Source organism: Pseudomonas sp. R25(2017), assembly GCF_002112565.1.
Lineage (GTDB): Bacteria > Pseudomonadota > Gammaproteobacteria > Pseudomonadales > Pseudomonadaceae > Aquipseudomonas > Aquipseudomonas ekonensis.
This window is the reverse complement of record NZ_NEHZ01000009.1, coordinates 238186-257791: the sequence shown is the minus strand read 5'-3', so window position 1 is coordinate 257791 and position 19606 is coordinate 238186. Positions and strand designations below refer to the sequence as shown.

6 protein-coding genes are annotated in these 19606 nt (G+C 65.5%); 5 read left to right on the top strand and 1 reads right to left on the bottom strand.

Features of this window, described 5'->3' with window-relative positions; translation table 11 throughout:
- Positions 1–78: 78 nt before the first annotated feature.
- Entirely contained in the window at positions 79–12111 is a 12033-nt protein-coding gene (locus CAG31_RS14460) for a retention module-containing protein (RefSeq protein ID WP_085582195.1), read from the bottom strand.
- Between the two features lie 359 nt (positions 12112–12470).
- On the opposite strand from CAG31_RS14460, the gene CAG31_RS14455 reads away from it, so the two are divergent.
- The 5 genes from CAG31_RS14455 to CAG31_RS14435 all read left to right on the top strand — a co-directional run bounded on the left by CAG31_RS14455 (position 12471) and on the right by CAG31_RS14435 (position 19601).
- On the top strand, positions 12471–13823 hold the full coding sequence (locus CAG31_RS14455; protein WP_085582193.1) for a TolC family outer membrane protein: 1353 nt from the start codon (positions 12471–12473) through the stop codon (positions 13821–13823).
- Between the two features lie 34 nt (positions 13824–13857).
- Complete coding sequence (locus CAG31_RS14450; RefSeq protein WP_085582191.1) at positions 13858–16014, top strand: type I secretion system permease/ATPase; 2157 nt, start codon at positions 13858–13860, stop codon at positions 16012–16014.
- A complete protein-coding gene (locus CAG31_RS14445) occupies positions 16004–17371 on the top strand; it encodes an HlyD family type I secretion periplasmic adaptor subunit (protein ID WP_085582189.1) in 1368 nt (455 codons plus the stop codon). Before CAG31_RS14450 ends, CAG31_RS14445 begins: the two co-directional genes overlap by 11 nt.
- Before the next feature lie 298 nt (positions 17372–17669).
- Positions 17670–18557: a TauD/TfdA family dioxygenase gene (locus CAG31_RS14440; protein ID WP_085582187.1), complete on the top strand. Its 888-nt coding sequence runs from the start codon at positions 17670–17672 to the stop codon at positions 18555–18557.
- A gap of 18 nt (positions 18558–18575) precedes the next feature.
- Positions 18576–19601, top strand: a complete 1026-nt coding sequence (locus CAG31_RS14435) for an ABC transporter substrate-binding protein (protein ID WP_085582185.1) — start codon at positions 18576–18578, stop codon at positions 19599–19601.
- Positions 19602–19606 lie beyond the last annotated feature (5 nt).

The window sequence follows — 19606 nt, the reverse complement described above, 5'->3', positions numbered from 1 at the left end:
GTCAGACGATGAAATCGTCACGGCCAGGCTGGCGGCAAACGTGACGGCCGCCCCGAAGGGGGCGGCCGTTTCCGTTCATCAGCTGTTGTTGTGGTCGATCTTGATGGTCGGGTCGCTGCCGGCGATCAGGTTGTGGATGTTGGCGCTCGACCAGTTGTTGCCCTCCAGCTTGATCGTCACGTCGGGCGTGGCCGCCGCCGCGTCGCCGGAGTTGAACTTGCCGGCCGAGCTCACCTGCAGCGACGACACGCCGTCGACCGTGGTGATCTTCAGGAAGTTGTCGATGGTGCTGCCGCTCTCGCCCTGCAGCAGATCGCGCAGGTCGATGCGGTCGCCTTCGCTGGCCTTGAAGTCCTTGATCACGTCGTTGCCGGTGTCGCCCGCCTTCCAGACGAAGGTGTCGCCGCCGGATCCGCCGATCAGGATGTCGTTGCCCTGGCCGCCGATCAGCGTGTCGTTGCCGGTGCCGCCCAGCAGGATGTCATTGCCCTTGCCGCCGTCGAGCAGGTCGTTGCCGCCCGAGCCGAACAGGATGTCATTGCCGGCGCCGCCCAGCAGGGTGTCGTTGCCGTCGTGGGCGCCGGACACATCGAACGCCTGGTAGTGCTCGGTGATGTACTGGTGCACGTTGCTGGTGGTGACCTTGCTGACGTCCACCCCGGTCTGCTGCGCCACGAAGGCCTGCATGGCCTGGTAGCCCTCGCCGGCGATGCCGTTGAAGCTCACCAGGTCGCCGAACAGGATGTCGTTGCCGTCGCCGCCGCTGACGGTGTCGTTGCCCGGCATCGTCGCTTCGGTGTGGCCGATGATCGAGTTGGCCAGGTCCTTCGGATCGATATTGGTCTGCGGCGTCTTGTCCGAGTCGTACGGCTTCAGGTCGTTGAGGCTGACCCCGCTGTTGATGCCGATGGCTTCCACGTTCGACAGGCCGCCCAGCAGCGCGAAGGCGCTGTTGGCGTTGTCGGTGGTGGCCGACGAGGTGCTGCTGCCGCTGCCTGCCAGGTTCGACAGCTCATAGGTGCCGTCGCCCTGGGCGTGGATGGTGCCCAGGTTGCTCCAGTTCCAGTTGCCGTTCTTCAGCGTCTGCAGGACCACGCTGCCGGCGCTGTTGATGCTCAGGTAGTGGCTGCTGTCGATGTAGGTGGCGAAGCTGTCGCCCAGCTTGTAGTTGCTGGTCTTCACCACGTCATCGAGCTTCACGTTGCCGTACAGCGTCGGGTTGGTCTGCTCGCCGCTCTGGTAGTAGGTCGGCTGGCCGTCGGTGATGAAGTAGGTGAGGTTCTTCGCACCGGTGTTGGCCACCGCGTCGGCGCTCTGGAAGAAGTTGGCCGTGGCCTTGAACACGTCTTCGTAGTTGGTGCCGCCGCCGGACGACATCGAGTCCAGCACGGCCTTGAGCTGGGTCAGGGCGTTCGGGTCGTTGAGGTTCACCGACACCGACTTGTTGACCTGGGTGTCGAAGTCCACCAGGAAGATGTTCACCGTGCCCGAGTTGCTGCCCAGGCTGTTCTTGAGGGTGTTGAACACCGACGTCAGCGAGTCCTTGGCCGCGTTGATCGAGGAGGTGCTCATGCTGCCCGAGGTGTCGACCATGAACGCGATGTTGTAGTTGGTGCCCGGCACCACGGTCAGGCCGCCGATGTCGGCGACCATGATGTCGTTGCCGTCGGTGCCGGTGAAGGTATCGTCGCCGGAGGTGGCGACCACCGCGTTGTAGACCGCCGGCACCACAGTCACCGGAATGGTCGCGGTGGTGCTGGCCGAGCCGCCCACGGCCTCGGTGGAGGTCGAGGTCACGGTCAGGTTGAACTGGCCGTTGTAGTAGGTCGGCGGGGTCACGGTCAGGCTGCCCAGGTTCCAGCCGGTGACGTTGGCCTCGCCGTTGGCGGCGGTCACGGTGAAGCTGTGGCCTGCGCCGTCGCTGAGCACCGAGCCGACCGGCGCGCCGCTGATCTTCACGCTCAGGGTCTCGGAGCCGTCGGTGTCGGTCAGCGCGGTGGTGATCGCCGACAGTTTCACGGTGGTGCCTTCGGCGCCGGTGTTGAGCTTGTAGCCGTCGTAGTAGCCTTCGCCGTTGCTGCCGTGCAGGTCGGAGACGGTCACGCCGGCGTTCACCAGGTCCTGCACGCCGGTGTAGATCGGCACGCCGGCGCTGCTCAGGTCGATCGGCGCGCTGCCGTTGACCGACAGGTTGACGTCGTAGCTGCCCGGGCCGCTCTGGTTGTGGTGGTAGATGTCCAGGGTGTAGTAGCCGCTGGTGGTCGGGGTGAACGAACCGTTGAGGTTGCCGCCCGCGCCCCACGTGGTCGAGGCCACGCTCTTGCCGCCGATGGTCACCAGCAGGCTGTCGTCGCCGGTGCCGGTGAAGGTGTAGGTCTTGCCGGCTTCGAGGTAGATCAGGCCGGAGGTCTTCGACGCGGTGCCGGCGGTGACGCTGCCGTTGGACTGCACGTTGTCCACGGTGCCGCTGGAGTTAGGCGTGCCGGCGCCGTCGATCACGTTCTTCAGCGTGGTCGGGTCTGCGCCGTTGCCGCTGGTGCCCAGGCCCGACAGGCCGGTCCAGACTTCCTTGACCAGGCCGGTGGACTTCACGCTGTTGTCGGCCACGCCCAGGGTCGGCGCATCCGCCACCGGCGTGATGTCGATCTTGACGGTGCCGGTGTTGCCCAGCAGTTGGCCGTCGGTGGGCTGGAACTTGATTTGCGCGTAGTCGGCCTGATTGTTGCCCATGCCGGTGCCGCCGTAGCCGTTGACGCCCGATTCGTTGGCGTCCGGCATGAAGCGCAGCTTGCCGGCGTCGATGTCGGCCTTGCTGAAGGTCTGGTTGGTGGCGACGTCTTTCCAGGTCGAGCCGTCCAGGTACTGCAGTTTGCCCTCGCCCGGCAGCTGGGTGATCTTCACGCCCAAGCTGCTGGCCGGGCTGTCCACGTCGCTGACGCCGAAGGTCGACCAGCCGAGGATCAGCGGGGTGTCTTCGGTGCCGGTGACATTGACCGGCGCCGCCACCGGCGCATCGTTGACCGCCACCACGTTGACCGTGGTGGTCGCGGTGTTGGAGTAGTTGCCGCCGTCGGTCACTGTCACGGTGATGATGCGCGGCACGGTGCTCGGGTCTTCGCTGCCGTTGGTGAAGGTGATGTTCTTGATCTGCTGCATGTAGTCGGCCAGCGTCGCGTTGCCCGACAGGGTCAGTGTGATCGAGCCGTCCTTGCTGTTGGCGTTGATGGTGATGCCGTTGACGCTGTTGCCCAGGTTCAGCGCATCGCCCGGCTGACGGTTGGTCAGCACGATGGTCGCACCGGTCAGCATGGTGCTGTCCGGGTCGGTGATGCTGATGTCGGTGTCGGCGATCGACACGCCCGCGCCCGGGGTGTTCTCGGTGAACGTCACCTTGTAGTCGGCCCCGGTGGCGCCGCTGGAGTTGTTGGCGTCCAGGTCGATGACCGGCGGTGCGTCGTTGTCGATGATCGACGTGCTGACGCTGCCGTTGGTGGTGCTGACCGCCAGGTTCTCGAAGTTGCCGCCGGTGGCCGAGTCGATCTTGACCACGAAGTTCTCGGTGCCTTCGGTGATCTTGTCGTCGATGGTCGCGACGTTGAAGGTCGCCGTGCTGGCGCCGGCCGGGATCTTCACGGTGTACACGCCGGTGAAGTCCGAACCGTCGGCGGCGGTGCCGCTGTAGACGATCTTCAGGGTGACTTCGGTCTGCGCCGGGTGGGTCAGGCTGACGGTGTAGCTGGCGGTCTGGCCTTCGGTCACCGAGGTGCTGCCGCTGATGCTGACTTCGGTCGTGTCGATGGTGTCGGTGACACTGGTCACCGCTGGCGTGTTGCTGGTCACCAGATTCTCGAAGTTGCCGCCGGTGGCGTTGGTGATCGTCGCCTGGACGGTGCCGGCGTCTTTGTACACGTCGTCAGCTGGAGCAGGAACGGTCACCGTGCCGGTGGTTTTGCCGGCTTCGATGGTGATGGTGGCGCCGTTGCTCAACGTCACGGTCACTGGGGTGCCGGCGGCGTTGGTCAGGGTGGCGGTATAGACGATAGATCCACCCTCGGCCACGGTGCCCGTCGCGCTGAGCGTCAGGTTGGTGGTGTCGACGGTGTCGGTCACGGTGGTGCTGACCGGGGTCTTGTCGGCCACCAGGTTCTCGTAATTGCCGCCGCTGACGTTGGTGATTGCGTTGGTCAGCGGTGCATGGCCGTTGAGCGCGTCGTTAGGCGCGGTGGTGGTCACGGTGCCTGTGGTCTTGCCCACTTCGATGGTGATCGACTGGCCGTTCGCCAGGGTCACGGTGACAGGAGAACCGGTGACCGGTGCGCCGACGGTGGCGGTGTAGGTGACGGTGCCGCCTTCCGCTGCCGTGCCGGTCGCGGTGAGCTTCACGGTGGTGGTGTCGATGGTGTCCGTGACGCTGGTCACGGCTGGGGTGTTGCTGGTCACCAGGTTTTCGAAGTTACCGCCGGTGGCGTTGGTGATCGTGGCCTGTACGGTGCCGGCGTCCTTGTAGACGTCGTCGGCCGGGGCTGGGACGGTCACGGTGCCGGTGGTTTTGCCGGCTTCGATGGTGATGGTGGCGCCGTTGCTCAACGTCACGGTCACTGGGGTGCCGGCGGCGTTGGTCAGGGTGGCGGTGTACACGATCGAGCCGCCCTCGGCGACCGAGTTGGTGGCGCTCAGGGACAGGTTGGTGGTGTCGACGGTGTCGGTCACGGTGGTCGAAACCGGCGTCTTGTCTGCAACCAGGTTCTCGTAGTTGCCGCCGCTGACGTCGGTGATCGCGTTGGTGAGCGGCGCGTGGCCGTTCAATACGTCGTTCGGCGCGGTGGTGGTCACGGTGCCGGTGGTCTTGCCGACTTCGATGGTGATCGACTGTCCGTTGGACAGGGTCACGGTGACTGGCGAGCCAGTCACTGGCGCACCCACGGTGGCGGTGTAGGTGACGGTGCCGCCTTCCGCTGCCGTGCCGGTCGCAGTCAGTTTCACCGTCGTGGTGTCGATGGTGTCGGTCACTTGGGTCACGGCCGGCGTAGTGCTCGGCACCAGGTTCTCGAAGTTGCCGCCGGTGGCGTTGGTGATCGTCGCCTGAACGGTGCCGGCATCCTTGTAGACGTCATCGGCCGGCGCAGGGACGGTCACGGTGCCGGACGTCTTGCCCGCTTCAATCGTGATGGTCGCGCCGTTGCTCAGGGTCACGGTCACCGGGGTGCCCGCCGCGTTGGTCAGGGTCGCGGTGTAGGTGATCGAACCGCCCTCGGCGACCGAATTGGTGGCGCTCAGGGACAGATTCGTGGTGTCCACGGTGTCGGTGACGGTGGTCGAAACCGGCGTCTTGTCGGCGACCAGGTTCTCGTAGTTGCCGCCGGACACGTCGGTGATCGCGTTGGTCAGCGGTGCGTGGCCGTTCAACGCATCGTTCGGCGCGGTGGTGGTCACGGTGCCGGTGGTCTTGCCGACTTCGATCGTGATGGTCTGGCCGTTGGACAGGGTCACGGTGACCGGCGAACCGGTTACAGGAGCGCCTACTGTCGCGGTATAGGTGACGGTGCCGCCCTCGGCCACCGAAGTGTCCGCCGTCAGTTTCACGGTCGAAGTATCGATGGTGTCGGTGACGTCGGTCACGGCTGGTGTGGTGCTCGGCACCAGGTTCTCGAAGTTGCCGCCGGTGGCGTCCTTGATGGTCACTTCGACCTTGCCGGCGTCCTTGTAGACGTCGTCGGCAGGGGCCGGAACGGTCACGGTGCCGGACGTCTTGCCCGCTTCGATGGTGATGGTAGCGCCGTTGCTCAGGGTCACGGTCACCGGGGTGCCGGCCGGATTGGTCAGGGTCGCGGTGTACACGATCGAACCGCCTTCAGCCACGGTGCCCGTTGCGCTCAGCGTCAGGTTGGTGGTGTCCACGGTATCGGTGACGGTAGTCGAAACCGGCGTCTTGTCGGCGACCAGGTTTTCGTAGTTGCCGCCGGATACGTCGGTGATTGCGTTGGTCAACGGAGCGTGGCCGTTCAGCGCATCGTTCGGCGCAGTGGTGGTCACGGTGCCGGTGGTCTTGCCGACCTCGATGGTAATCGACTGGCCGTTGGCCAGGGTCACGGTGACAGGCGAACCGGTCACTGGCGCACCGACGGTGGCGGTGTAGGTGACGGTGCCGCCTTCGGCCGCCGACTCGGTCGCCGTCAGCTTCACGGTGGTGGTGTCGATGGTGTCCGTGACGCTGGTCACGGCCGGCGTGGTGCTCGGCACCAGGTTCTCGAAATTGCCGCCGGTGGCGTCCTTGATGGTCACTTCGACTTTGCCGGCGTCCTTGTAGACGTCATCGGCCGGAGCAGGGACGGTCACGGTGCCGGACGTCTTGCCGGCCTCGATGGTGATGGTGGCGCCGTTGCTCAGGGTCACGGTCACCGGAGTGCCGGCCGGGTTGGTCAGCGTGGCGGTATAGATGATCGAGCCGCCCTCGGCCACGGTTCCGGTGGCGCTCAGGGACAGGTGGGTGGTGTCGACAGTGTCGGTCACGGTGGTGCTGACCGGGGTCTTGTCGGCCACGAGGTTTTCGTAGTTGCCGCCGCTGACATCGGTGATCGCGTTGGTCAACGGTGCGTGACCGTTCAACGCGTCGTTCGGCGCGGTGGTGGTCACGGTGCCGGTGGTCTTGCCGACTTCAATCGTGATGCTCTGGCCGTTGGCCAGGGTCACGGTGACAGGCGAACCGGTCACTGGCGCGCCCACGGTGGCGGTGTAGGTGACGGTGCCGCCCTCAGCCGCCGACTCGGTCGCCGTCAGTTTCACCGTGGTGGTGTCGACGGTGTCGGTGACTTCGGTGACGGCCGGCGTGGTGCTTGGCACCAGGTTCTCGAAGTTGCCGCCCGTTGCATCCTTGATCGTGACCTCAACCTTGCCGGCGTCCTTGTAGACGTCGTCGGCAGGCGCCGGAACGGTCACGGTGCCGGTGGTCTTGCCGGCTTCGATGGTGATGGTGGCGCCGTTGGACAGGGTCACGGTCACCGGGGTGCCGGCCGGGTTGGTCAGGGTCGCGGTGTAGACGATCGAACCGCCCTCGGCCACGGAACCGGTGGCGCTCAGGGACAGGTTGGTGGTGTCGACGGTGTCGGTGACGGTGGTCGATACCGGGGTCTTGTCGGCGACCAGGTTCTCGTAGTTGCCGCCGCTGACGTCGGTGATCGCGTTGGTCAGCGGTGCGTGGCCGTTCAACGCATCGTTCGGCGCGGTGGTGGTCACGGTACCGGTGGTCTTGCCGACCTCGATGGTGATCGATTGGCCGTTGGCCAAAGTGACCGTCACAGGAGAGCCGGTGACCGGCGCGCCCACGGTGGCTGTGTAGGTGACGGTGCCGCCCTCAGCCGTCGACTCGGTCGCCGTCAGTTTCACGGTGGTGGTGTCGACGGTGTCGGTGACTTCGGTCACGGCCGGAACGGTGCTCGGCACCAGGTTTTCGAAGTTGCCGCCGGTGGCGTCCTTGATCGTGACCTCAACCTTGCCGGCGTCCTTGTAGACGTCGTCGGCAGGGGCCGGAACGGTCACGGTGCCGGACGTCTTGCCGGCCTCGATGGTGATGGTCGCGCCGTTGGACAGGGTCACGGTCACCGGGGTGCCCGCTGGGTTGGTCAGCGTGGCGGTGTAAACGATCGAACCGCCCTCGGCCACAGTGCCGGTGGCGCTGAGCGTCAGGTCAGTGGTGTCGACGGTGTCGGTCACAGTGGTGCTGACCGGGGTCTTGTCGGCGACCAGGTTCTCGTAGTTGCCGCCGGACACGCCGGTGATCGAGTTGGTCAGCGGTGCATTGCCGGCCAGGGCGTCGTTCGGCGCGGTGGTGGTGATCGTGCCGGTGGTCTTGCCGACTTCGATGGTGATGGTCTGGCCGTTGGCCAGGGTCACGGTCACCGGAGAACCGGTCACTGGCGCGCCGACGGTGGCGGTGTAGGTGACGGTGCCGCCTTCCGCTGCCGTTTCCGAAGCGGTTAGCTTCACGGTGGAGGTGTCGATGGTGTCGGTGACTTCGGTGACGGCCGGAACGGTGCTCGGCACGAGGTTTTCGAAGTTGCCGCCGGTGGCGTCCTTGATCGTGACCTCAACCTTGCCGGCGTCCTTGTAGACGTCGTCGGCAGGCGCGGGGACGGTCACGGTGCCGGTGGTCTTGCCGGCCTCGATGGTGATGGTCGCGCCGTTGCTCAACGTCACGGTCACCGGCGTACCTGCCGGGTTGGTCAAGGTCGCGGTATAGACGATCGAACCGCCCTCGGCCACGGTGCCGGTGGCGCTGAGCGTCAGGTCGGTGGTGTCGGCGACATCGGTCACGGTGGTGCTGACGGGGGTCTTGTCGGCCACCAGGTTCTCGTAGTTGCCACCGGAAACACCGGTGATCGCGTTGGTCAGCGGCGCGTTGCCGGCCAACGCGTCGTTCGGCGCGGTGGTGGTGACGGTGCCGGTGGTCTTGCCGACTTCGATGGTGATCGACTGGCCGTTGGACAGGGTCACGGTGACAGGCGAGCCGGTCACTGGCGCGCCGACGGTGGCGGTGTAGGTGACGGTGCCGCCCTCGGCCACCGACGTGTCGGCCGTCAGTTTCACGGTCGAGGTGTCGATGGTGTCCGTGACTTCGGTGACGGCCGGCGTGGTGCTCGGCACCAGGTTCTCGAAGTTGCCGCCGGTGGCGTCCTTGATGGTCACTTCGACTTTGCCGGCGTCTTTGTAGACGTCGTCGGCCGGCGCAGGGACGGTCACCGTGCCGGAAGTTTTGCCGGCTTCGATGGTGATGGTGGCGCCGTTGCTCAACGTCACGGTCACTGGGGTGCCCGCTGCGTTGGTCAGGGTCGCGGTGTACACGATCGAACCGCCTTCAGCCACGGTGCCCGTTGCGCTCAGCGTCAGGTTGGTGGTGTCCACGGTGTCGGTGACGGTGGTCGAAACCGGTGTCTTGTCGCCCGCGAGGTTTTCGTAGTTGCCGCCGGACACGTCGGTGATCGCGTTGGTCAGCGGCGCATGGCCGTTCAACGCGTCGTTCGGCGCAGTGGTGGTCACGGTGCCGGTGGTCTTGCCGACTTCGATGGTGATCGATTGGCCGTTCGCCAGGGTCACGGTGACCGGAGAACCCGTCACAGGCGCGCCCACGGTAGCGGTGTAGGTGACGGTGCCGCCTTCAGCCGCCGACTCGGTGGCGGTCAATTTGACGGTGGTGGTATCGACAGTGTCGGTGACGTTGGTCACGGCCGGAACGGTGCTCGGCACCAGGTTCTCGAAGTTGCCGCCCGTGGCGTCTTTGATGGTCACCTCGACCTTGCCGGCGTCCTTGTAGACGTCATCGGCCGGCGCCGGAACGGTCACGGTGCCGGACGTCTTGCCGGCCTCGATGGTGATGGTCGCGCCGTTGCTCAGCGTCACGGTGACCGGAGTGCCGGCCGGATTGGTCAGGGTTGCGGTGTAGACGATCGAACCGCCTTCGGCCACGGTGCCGGTGGCGCTGAGCGTCAGGTCGGTGGTGTCGGCGACATCGGTCACAGTAGTGCTGACCGGCGTCTTGTCGGCGACCAGGTTCTCGTAGTTGCCACCGGAAACACCGGTGATCGAGTTGGTCAGCGGCGCATTGCCGGCCAGGGCGTCGTTCGGCGCGGTGGTGGTGACGGTGCCGGTGGTCTTGCCCACTTCGATGGTGATCGATTGGCCGTTCGCCAGGGTCACGGTGACAGGCGAACCGGTCACTGGCGCACCGACGGTGGCGGTATAAGTGACAGTTCCGCCCTCGGCCACCGAAGTGTCCGCCGTCAGTTTCACGGTCGACGTGTCGATGGTGTCGGTGACTTCGGTCACGGCCGGTGTGGTGCTCGGCACCAGGTTCTCGAAGTTGCCGCCGGACGCATCCTTGATGGTCACCTCGACCTTGCCGGCGTCCTTGTAGACGTCGTCGGCAGGCGCGGGGACGGTCACGGTGCCGGACGTCTTGCCGGCCTCAATGGTGATGGTCGCGCCGTTGGACAGGGTCACGGTCACCGGGGTGCCGGCCGGATTGGTCAGGGTTGCGGTGTAGACGATCGAACCGCCTTCGGCCACGGTGCCGGTGGCGCTGAGCGTCAGGTCGGTGGTGTCGACGGTGTCGGTGACGGTGGTCGAAACCGGCGTCTTGTCGGCCACCAGGTTCTCGTAGTTGCCGCCGGAAACGTTGGTGATCGAGTTGGTCAGCGGCGCATTGCCGGCCAACGCGTCGTTCGGCGCGGTGGTGGTGACGGTGCCGGTGGTCTTGCCGACCTCGATGGTGATCGATTGGCCGTTCGCCAGGGTCACGGTCACCGGCGAACCGGTCACGGGTGCGCCCACGGTGGCGGTGTAGGTGACGGTGCCGCCCTCAGCTGCCGACTCGGTGGCGGTCAGCTTCACGGTGGTGGTATCGACAGTATCGGTGACCTCAGTGACCGCCGGAACGGTGCTCGGCACCAGGTTCTCGAAATTGCCGCCGGACGCGTCCTTGATGGTGACCTCGACCTTGCCGGCGTCCTTGTAGACGTCGTCGGCCGGGGCTGGGACGGTCACGGTTCCGGTGGTCTTGCCGGCTTCGATCGTGATGACGGCGCCGTTCGACAGGGTCACGGTGACAGGCGTCTGGGCCGCGTTGGTCAGGGTCGCGGTGTAGGTGATCTGGCCGCCCTCGGCGACTGAGCCGGTGGCCGACAGGCTCAGGCCGGTGTTGTCGATCGAGTCGGTGACGGTGGTGGTCGCCGGCGTGGTGCTCGGCACCAGGTTCTCGAAATTGCCGCCGGTGGCGCCGGTGATGGTGGTGCTGACGGTGCCGCCGTTGTTGTAGACGTCGTTCGGCGCGGTCGACACGTTGACGGTGCCGCTGGTCTTGCCGGCTTCGATGGTGATGGTCGCGCCGTTGGACAGGGTGACGGTCACCGGCGTCTGCGCCGGGTTGGTCAGGGTGGCGGTGTAGGTGATCTGGCCGCCTTCGGTGACGCTGCCGGTGGCGGTCAGCGTCAGGCCGGTGGTGTCCTTGGAGTCGACGATGGTGGTCACGGCCGGCGCCGGGTTCGGCACCAGGTTCTCGAAGTTGCCGCCGCTGGCGCCGGTGATGGTGGTGGTGACGGTGCTGCCGTTGTTGTAGACGTCGTTCGGCGCGGTCGGCACGTTGACGCTGCCGGTGGTCTGGCCGGCGCCGATGGTGATGGTCGAGCCGTTGGACAGCGTGACGGTCACCGGTGTCTGCGCCGGGTTGGTCAGGGTGGCGGTGTAGGTGATCTGCCCGCCTTCGGTGACGCTCGGCCCGGCCGTCAGGGTGACGGTGGTGGTGTCGATGGTGTCGGTGACCTGGGTGGTGGCCGGGGTGGTCGGCGTGGTCACGGTGATGCCGTTGCCGCCGGTGGTGCCGGTGACGGTCACGTCGATCTGTTTCGGGTCGTTGTAGACGGTGTCGTTCGGGGCCAGCGGCACGTTGACGGAGCCGGTGGTGGAGCCGGCCGGGATCACGATCACCGAACCGTTGGACAGGGTGACGGTCAGGTCGGTCAACGGTGCCTGGGTCACGGTCGCGGTGTACACCAGCACGCCGCCGGCTTCGGTGATGGTCGGCGTGGCGCTGAGGGTCAGGGTCGAGTCGCGCAGCGCGTTGGTGGTGGTGTCGGTGGTTTGCCCGCCGGTGGTGTTCTGGGCGGCCTGGCCGGCGCCGCCGATGCCGGCGGTCGGGAAGCCGATGGTCGGATCGACGCGGCCTGCGGTCGCATCGAGCATCACGAAGCTGTGGCCGCCGCCGGCCGCGCCGCCCGAGCCTGCGGCGCTCGGGCCTGCGGCGGTGGCTTCAAGGGCGGTGGTCGGGTCGGCGCCGGCGGCGATGGCCTGCTGCAGCTCTTCAACGGAAGGCGCCGCTTGCGCGGTGGCCTCGGCCAGGTCGGTGCTGGAGTCCGGAGCGTTGGCGCTCCACTGCGTGTCGCGGCCCAGGTCGAGAGTGCGGCCGTCGGCCAGCTCCAGGGACACCGCGCCGGCGACGCCGGTGTCGACCTGATCGCCGGCGAACAGCCGGTCGCCTTCAACGAGCACGCGGCGCACGCCTTCCGGCGACACCACGAATACCTGACCGACAATGCTTTTGACGATGGCAACAACACTGCTCATTGAAGACTCTCCGGGTGTCACGTTCAGTTGACTTCCATAGACCTGATGGTTCTTAGCCGATTCAGTCTGGACGTACTTTCAAATAAATGGGTGAAACATGTTTGACGCTGATCTGTGTCAATATTTTGGCTAGATTCTTTCGCTATTAACTTTATGCCAAACTATTGACCTTCTGGGAGCCATCCTAAACAATCGCCCCGGTAATGTCACATTGATATTTATGCGGCGACCCGTCCGTCAGCGTGTGACCCAGTTCCGGTTTTCAACTTTCCGACATACGGTCATCACGGTTGCCATCTTCCGACGCAGCACCCCCTTTTGCTGTGATTCAAGACAAGAAGTCCTGGGAAACACTCACCATGCGTTCGCACCTGTTCAAGGCTTTACCCTTCGCCCTCGCCGCCTCTTTCGCACAAGCGCAAACCCTGCCACAAGCCATGCAGCAGGCGCTGGATGTCCATCCGGAGATCCAGGCAGGGGTCAATAGTCGATTGGCTGCGGATTATCAATTAAAGGCGGCAAAAGGTGGATACCTGCCCAAGGTCGATCTGCTCGGCGGTTACGGCCGCGAAGGCACCGACAGTGTCACCACCCGCGCCAACGGGGGCGGCAACCACTGGGAGACCCTGAACCGCAGCGAGTCAAGTTTGCGTCTGTCGCAAATGGTCTTCGACGGTTTTGCGACGTCCAGCGAAGTCGGGCGTCAACAAGCCACCGTCAACTCCCGTGCCTATTCCTTGCTCGGCATTTCCGAGCGTACCGCGCTGACCGTGGCCCAGGTGTACCTGGACGTACTGACCCGCCGCGAGTTCGTGCGCCTGGCCGAGGAAAACCTCAAGAGCCACCAGCGCATCTACGACCAGATCCAGCTGCGCACCCAGCGCGGCGTCGGCAGCGGCGCCGACCTCGACCAGGCCGAGGCGCGGATGGCCCAGGCGCGCAACAACCTGATCACCGAGCAGACCAACCTCGCCGACGCCGAGACCAACTACCTCAGCGCCGTCGGCCAGATGCCCGACCAGTTGGAGCGCCCGGCGCCGTTCATGGCGATGCTGCCGGCCAACCTGAACGAAGCCCGCGCGCAGATGCTGGAGAACAGCCCGATCCTGCGGTCGGCCGAGTCCGACATCGCCGCGGCCGAGAAGCAGTACGAAACCGCCAAGTCGACCTTCTACCCGCGCTTCGACGCCGAGCTGGGCCGCACCGCCGACAACGACCTCGACGGCCAGAACGGCCACAACAACGAATGGCAGGCCATGCTGCGCATGCGCTTCAACCTCTATTCGGGCGGCAGCAACAAGGCCGACCTGGAATCCAAGGCCTACCTGTCGAACCAGGCGCTGGACATCCGCAACAACGCCCTGCGCCAACTGAACGAAGAACTGGGCCTGGCCTGGAACGCCCTGAACAACGCCAACGCCCAAGTGCCGATCGCCCAGCAGTACGTCGATCACAGCACCGCCGTGCGCACCGCCTACCAGCGCCAGTTCAGCCTCGGCGAGCGGACCCTGCTGGATCTGCTCGACAGCGAGAACGAATTGTTCACCGCTTCGCGCCGTCTGGCCGAGATCAAGAACATTCAGTTATTTACTCAATACCGAATCAAGGCGACCATGGGCGAGTTGCTCAAGAGCCAGGGAGTGGTCGCACCGATGGCGTCCGTCGTGCAGAACGACGTGAAGCCCAAGGTCCAACTGCCCGGGATGAATTGAGTTGTCCCCTTTCAATCGTTAAAGAGTGTCGAGCGTGGAATCAGAAGTCAGTCGAGTTCAACTCAGCCATGATCCACGCGCGATGCACGACGACCCGCTGCTGGACGGTCTGCTCGCCCTGTGCATGCTGCACCAGAAGCCCGCCAGCGCGGCGATGCTCACCACCGGCCTGCCGCTGCCCAAGCAGCGCCTGAGCGTCGAGCTGCTGCCCCGTGCGGCGGCCCGCGCCGGCCTGCAGGGGCGGGTGCTGCAACGCAAGCTGGAAGAGATCCCGGCCATCGCCATGCCGGCGCTGCTGCTGCTCAAGGACGGCCGCAGCGCCGTCCTGCTCGGCTGGCAGGACGACGGCCAGGCCCGGGTGCTGCTCAGCGAAAGCGACGGCGGCGAATCCCTGGTGGGCCGCGACCTGCTGGCCGACGACTACACCGGCAAGGTCTTCTTCGCCCAGCCCCAGCACAAGTTCGACGTCAACCACGGCACGCTGATTCCCCGGGCGCGCTCGTGGTTCCGCGACACCCTCAAGCGCTCGCGCTGGCTGTACGCCGACGCCATCGCCGCCAGCCTGCTGATCAACATCATCGCGATGGCCGCGCCGCTGTTCGTGATGAACGTCTACGACCGCGTGGTGCCGAACCAGGCCGAGGCGACCCTGTGGGTGCTCGCGCTGGGCATCACGGGGGCCTACCTCTTCGACCTGATCCTCAAGAGCCTGCGCAGCCTGTGCCTGGATCTGGCCGGCAAGAAAACCGACCTGATCATCTCCGCCACGCTGTTCGAGCGGATCGTCGGCATGGCCATGAAGTACCGGCCGGCGCGGGTCGGCAGCTTCGCCCAGAACATCCATGAGTTCCAGAGCCTGCGCGACTTCCTCGCCTCGCTGACCCTGACCAGCGTGATCGACCTGCCGTTCACGATCCTGATCTTCATCGTGATCGCCATCCTGGGCGGGCACCTGGTGTGGATTCCGGTGCTGGCCTTCCCGATCGCCCTGGCCATCGGCTACGCCCTGCAGAAACCGCTGGTGGCGACCATGGAGCGCACCATGGCGCTGGGCGCCGAGCGCCAGTCGAGCCTGATCGAGACCCTCGCCGGCCTCGACGCGGTGAAGGTCAACAACGCCGAGAGCGAGCGCCAGTACCAGTGGGAGCAGACCATCGGCACCCTCAGCCGCCTCGAGCTGCGGGTGAAGATGCTGTCCGGCCTGGCGATGAACATCACCCTGCTGATCCAGCAGTTGGCGGGCGTGGTCATGATCGTCTTCGGCGTGTACCAGATCATCGCCGGCAACCTGAGCATGGGCGGCCTCATCGCCTGCTACATGCTCAGCGGCCGGGCGCTCAGCCCGCTGGCGTCGCTGTCGGGCCTGCTGACCCGCTACCAGCAGGCGCGGGTGACCATGACCTCGGTCGACCAGATGATGGAGCTGCCCCAGGAGCGCAATTTCGAAGAGCGCCCGCTGAGCCGCAAGGTGCTGCAGGGCGCCATCGAGTGCCGCCAGCTCAACTTCACCTACCCGGAGCAGCAGAACCCGGCGCTCAAGGGCATCAACCTGGTGGTCCGTCCCGGCGAGAAGATCGGCATCATCGGCCGCAGCGGTTCGGGCAAGAGCTCGCTGGCCAAGCTGCTGGTGGGCCTGTACCAGCCGGACGACGGCGCCCTGCTGGTGGACGGCGTGGACATCCGCCAGATCGACGTCAGCGAGCTGCGCTACAACATCGGCTATGTGCCTCAGGACATCCAACTGCTGGCCGGCACTCTGCGCGACAACCTGATTTCCGGCGCCCGCTACGTCGAGGACGAGCTGGTGCTGCAGGCGGCCGAGCTGGCCGGCGTCCATGAGTTCGCCAGATTGCACCCCAAAGGCTACGAACTGCAGGTCGGCGAGCGCGGGCAGAACCTGTCCGGCGGCCAGCGCCAGAACGTGGCCCTGGCCCGTGCGCTGCTGCTCGACCCGCCCATCCTGCTGCTCGACGAGCCCACCAGCGCCATGGACAACACCGGCGAGGAGCGCCTCAAGCAACGTCTGGCGGCGGTGATCGAAAACAAGACCGTGGTGCTGGTGACGCACCGGGCGTCGCTGCTGTCGCTGGTGGATCGCCTGCTGGTGGTCGACCGTGGCCAGATTCTCGCCGACGGCCCGAAGGCCGCGGTGATGGAAGCGTTGAAGAAGGGGCAGATCAGTGTTGCTTAAGTCGGGTGTCAAGGAATCGATCCGCCGCTACTTCAAAGGCTCCGCGTCGTTGCAGGGCCAGCCGCTGCCGGAGGTCAACAAAGCGCTCATCGAGGACGCGCCGAGGGTGGTGCGCCTGACGATCTGGGCGATCATCGGCTTCTTCCTGTTCCTGCTGCTGTGGGCCAACTTCGCGGTCATCGACGAAGTGACCAAGGGCGACGGTAAGGCGATTCCGTCGTCGAAGATCCAGAAGATCCAGAACCTCGAGGGCGGGATCGTCTCCGAGCTGTTCGTCAAGGAAGGCCAGATCGTCGAGGCCGGCGCGCCGCTGATCCGCCTGGACGACACGCGGTTCGCCTCCAACGTCGGCGAGACCGAGGCCGACCGGCTGTCGATGCTGCTGCGGGTCGAGCGCCTGAGCGCGGAGGTCGAGGACCGTCCGCTGAACTTCCCCGAGGACGTGCTCAAGGCCGTGCCGGGCCAGGCGAAAAGCGAAGAGTCGCTGTACCTGAGCCGCCGTCAGCAGTTGCATGACGAGATCGGCGGGTTGCAGGAACAGCTGATCCAGCGCCAGCAAGAGCTGCGCGAGTTCACCTCCAAGCAGGCGCAGTACCGTCAGCAGCTGGGCCTGCAACGCCAGGAAATCAACATGTCCGAGCCGCTGGTGGCCCAGGGCGCGGTGTCGCCGGTCGAAGTGCTGCGGCTCAAGCGCGCCGAAGTGGAGACCCGCGGCCAGCTCGACGCCACCACGCTGGCGATTCCGCGGGCCGAATCGGCGATCAAGGAAGTTCAGCGCAAGATCGACGAGACCCGCGGCAAGTTCCGCAGCGAGGCGCTGACCCAGCTCAACGAGGCGCGCACCGACCTGAACAAGGCCCAGGCTACCGGCAAGGCGCTGGAGGACCGGGTCAGCCGCACGCTGGTCACTTCGCCGGTGCGGGGCATCGTCAACAAGATGCTGGTCAACACCATCGGCGGCGTGATCCAGCCGGGCAGCGACCTGGTGGAGATCGTGCCGCTGGACGACACCCTGCTGGTGGAAGCCAAGATCCGTCCGCAGGACATCGCCTTCCTGCATCCGGGGCAGGATGCGACCGTGAAGTTCACCGCCTACGACTACACCATCTACGGCGGCCTGAAGGCCAAGCTGGAGCAGATCGGCGCGGACACCATCACCGACGAAGACAAGAAAACCACCTACTACGTGATCAAGCTGCGCACCGAGCGCAGCCACCTCGGCACCGACGAGAAGCCGCTGCTGATCATTCCGGGGATGGTGGCGTCGGTGGACATCATCACCGGCAAGAAGACCGTGCTGAGCTACCTGCTCAAGCCGATCATCCGCGCGCGGGCCGAGGCCTTGCACGAGCGGTAGGCCATTGCCACAGGGGCAGCGCCCGACGCCGATCCCCTGTGGAAGCGAGCCTGCTCGAGAACGCGTCTGTCCAGGCACCGCATCCGGTGGGTCTGTGACAAGAACCGCCGCTGTCCCCAATCGCCATATCGTTATTCATTAACGGTATTTAAATTTCAATTTTTATACCGATAAAGTCACACCCCTGCGTACCTGCCGACCAATCGGCGCGCCGCACGACACGAACGAACACGCAATCCAGCGTGAGTTTCTTGATCGACGCGCGCGCCCTTGAGCGTGCCGTATGTGGGAGTGATTTATGTCCGCCGCCACCGCCTCACCCGGCATCGCGCCGCAACCCTTTGAAGTTCGCCCGTTCGCAGGCGCCGTCGGCGCCGAAATCATCGGCCTGGACCTGGCCCGTCCGGTCAGCGATCAAGACTTCGCCCGCATTCACCGCGCCCACCTCGATCACCACGTGGTGGTGTTCCGCGACCAGCGCATCACCCCGCAGCAACAGATCGACTTCAGCCGCCGCTTCGGCGTGCTGCAGATCCATGTGCTCAAGCAGTTCCTGTTGGCCGGTCACCCGGAAATCCTCATCGTCTCCAACATCGTCGAGAACGGCCAGAACGTCGGCCTGGGCGATGCCGGCAAGTTCTGGCACTCCGACCTCTCCTACAAAGAACTGCCGAGCCTGGGTTCGATGCTGCACGCCCAGGAACTGCCGTCCGAAGGCGGCGACACCTTGTTCGCCGACATGCACAAAGCCTGGGACAGCCTGCCGCAAGCGCTGCGCAACGCGGTTGAGGGCCGTTCGGCGGCGCATTCCTACACCGCCCGCTACAGCGAGACCAAATTCGAAGGCAACTGGCGCCCGACCCTGACCCCGGAGCAACTGGCCCAGGTCGCGGAAGTGGTGCACCCGGTGGTGCGCACTCACCCGGAAAACGGCCGCAAGGCGTTGTTCGTCAGCGAAGGCTTCACCACCCGCATCGTCGGCCTGCCGGAGGATGAGAGCCGACAGCTGCTGGCCGAGCTCTACGCCCACAGCGTCCTGGCGCAGAACATCTACCGCCACCGCTGGCAGCCCCACGACCTGGTGTTCTGGGACAACCGCTCGCTGATCCACCTGGCCGCCGGCTGCCCCGCGCACCTGCGCCGCAAGCTCTACCGCACCACCATCCAGGGCGACGCGCCTTTCTGAATTGCCGGAGAACCGATCATGTCCAAACGTCTTCCATTCGCGCCGCTGGCCGCCGCCATCGGCTTGGGTTTCAGCCTGATCGCCGGCAGCCTGGCGGCGCCGTCCGTGGCCCATGCCGAAGGTGAGATCCGCATCGCCGAACAGTTCGGCATCGTCTACCTGTTGCTCAACGTCGTGCGCGATCAGGGCTTGATCGAGAAGTACGGCAAGCAGGAGGGGATCGACATCAAGGTCGACTGGACACAGCTGTCCGGCGGCGCGGCGGTCAACGATGCGTTGCTGTCCGGCTCCATCGACATAGCCGGCGCCGGCGTCGGCCCGCTGCTGACCATCTGGGACCGCACCCACGGCAAGCAGAACGTCAAGGCCGTGGCTTCGTTGGGTAACTTCCCGTATTACCTCGTGAGCAACAATCCCCAGGTCAAGACCATCGCCGACTTCACCGAAAAGGACCGCATCGCGGTGCCGGCGGTCGGGGTCTCGGTGCAGTCGCGGTTCTTGCAGTACGCAGCGGCCAAGCAGTGGGGCGACAAGGAATTCAACCGCCTCGACAAGTACACCATCGCCGTTCCGCACCCGGACGCCACCGCTGCGCTGATCGCCGGCGGCACCGAGCTGACCGGGCATTTCTCCAATCCGCCGTTCCAGGACCAGGCCCTGGAGAACCCCAACGTCCACGTCGTGCTCAATTCCTATGACGTGCTCGGCCCGAACTCGCCGACCGTGCTGTTCGCCACCGAGAAATTCCGCAACGACAACCCGAAGACCTACAAGGCCTTCGTCGAAGCCCTGACCGAAGCGGCGCAGTTCGCCCAGAACGACAAGGGCGCGGCGGCGGACACTTACCTGCGCGTGACCAAGGCCAAGATCGACCGCGCTGCGCTGCTGAAGATCATCGACAACCCGCAGTTCGAGTTCAGCGTCACGCCGAAGAATACCTACCCGTTGGCCGAATTCCTCTACCGTGTCGGCGCGATCAAGAACAAGCCGGACTCGTGGAAGGATTACTTCTTCCAGGACGCCAAGCCGCTGCAGGGGAGCTGACCGCC